Source organism: Paraburkholderia sp. USG1 (genome assembly GCF_031570135.1).
GTDB lineage: Bacteria > Pseudomonadota > Gammaproteobacteria > Burkholderiales > Burkholderiaceae > Paraburkholderia > Paraburkholderia dioscoreae.
Genome location: NZ_JAMWXW010000076.1, coordinates 1 through 1651, shown reverse-complemented (window position 1 = coordinate 1651; position 1651 = coordinate 1). Strand labels below are relative to the sequence as shown.

The following is a 1651-nucleotide window of genomic DNA, read 5'->3' as shown; positions in this document are numbered from 1 at the left end:
TGGCCGAGGCCGTGTAAAAACGCGTGAGCCGGCAGTCTGTCGAGCGACTGGTGAGGCTGCGCCTTGGCAGCTTCCTGCTTTCTACGACTGAACTGATTGCGCCACGCCAGCAAGCATAGCCACGTGTGAGATTACGCGCCTGCGAGCTTCATCGCTCGCAGTGTCTTTGCAAATCCGAGGATCTTCATGACGCGTTTGAGGTTATACGCCAGCACATGCAAGCTCATTTCAGTCGAGACGTTCCCAAGCCTGCGCATCTGGAAGTGGGTTGAGCCCATCCAGTGCTTCAGCGTGCCAAACACGTGCTCGACCGTTCGTCGCCGTATTGTCATCGCGTCAAGCTGACGATCCAGTCTGCGTTGCATTCTATCGAGTACCGCCTCGTGTTCCCATCGGCGAATGCGCCGATACGGGGCCGGCGTGCACTGTTTTCTGAGCGAACAGTGTGGGCAGGCACTGCTCCAGTAGGTCCGCAATTTCAGCCGATTGGCACTCTCCAACGAGGTGTAGCGGTATATCGCGCGTTGCCCCGCCGGACACAGATACTGGTCGTCTCTGGCGATATAAATGAAGTCGGCCCGGTCGAAGCGGCCGTCAGCCTTTGCCCCGGAGGTCTGTGATTTGGGCACGAGGGCCGCAATACCCGCGTCGTCGCATGCCTTGATCTCTGGTGCGCTGAAGTATCCACGGTCTGCCAGTGCCTTGATTTTCTTCTTGCCCATCGCGTCGCGCGCTGCTTTGGCCATTGGGCTCAGCTGCGTCCGGTCGTTGCCGACATTCGTGACTTCGTGGGTAACGATGAGATGGTGCCGGGCGTCGACGGCGACCTGAACGTTATAGCCAACCACGCCCGTACCCTTGGCTTGAGAGATCATTGAGCGTGAGTCCGGGTCGGTCAGCGAGATCTGCTTTTCCGGCAGATCGTTCAGAAGCTCAGCAGCACGATTCAGATCACGCATCTGTTCACGCAACGTTTCGATCTTCTCCCGTAGCCGTTCAGTCTTCGCTTCTACCTCGGCAGGTTGCGTGCGATCGGCGGTCTCCAGCGCGTCCAGATAACGCTGGATGCTTTGCTCGATCTGCTCCTGACGTCGTGCAATCTTGTTCGGCGTGAAGTTGTTGTCGCGGCTGTTGACCGCCTTGAACTTGCTGCCGTCAATGGCGACGACCGCTTGTGTGAACAGCTTCAGGTCCCGGCATATCATCACGAAGCGACGGCACACGTTGCGAATGCCTGCGCCATTGCTTCGCCTGAACTCGGCAATCGTCTTGAAGTCTGGCGCAAGCCGGCCAGTCAGCCACATCAGTTCGACATTGCGCTGGCACTCCCGCTCCAAGCGTCGGCTAGACTGTACGCGATTGAGATAGCCGTAGATATAGATCTTGAGCAGCACGGCCGGGTGGTAAGAAGGTCGCCCGGTGCTTGCCGGCGTAGTGCCTTCGAATCCGAGGGATGCCAGTTCGAGTTCTTCGACGAATGCGTCGACAATCCGCACAGGGTTGTCTTCAGCGATGAAGTCATCAAGACACTCTGGCAATAGTGTGGTCTGACTGCGTTGCGCACCCTCGACAAATCGCCCCATCTGCGCCTCTCGTTCAGCAGGTTGATTCAGTCTAGGTGATCACACGCGTTTTTACACGGCCTCGGCCG

1 protein-coding gene is annotated in these 1651 nt (G+C 58.0%); it reads right to left on the bottom strand.

The genetic code is table 11. The features are described 5' to 3' along the window. Positions 1–131: 131 nt before the first annotated feature. On the bottom strand, positions 132–1583 hold the full coding sequence (locus tag NE850_RS39305) for an IS1182 family transposase (protein ID WP_310700419.1): 1452 nt from the start codon (positions 1581–1583) through the stop codon (positions 132–134). Positions 1584–1651: the final 68 nt, after the last annotated feature.

Bases quoted from the DNA above. Each gene is read 5' to 3' on its own strand.
- NE850_RS39305 (WP_310700419.1), bottom strand. From the start codon at position 1,583: ATGGGGCGATTTGTCGAGGGTGCGCAACGCAGTCAGACCACACTATTG.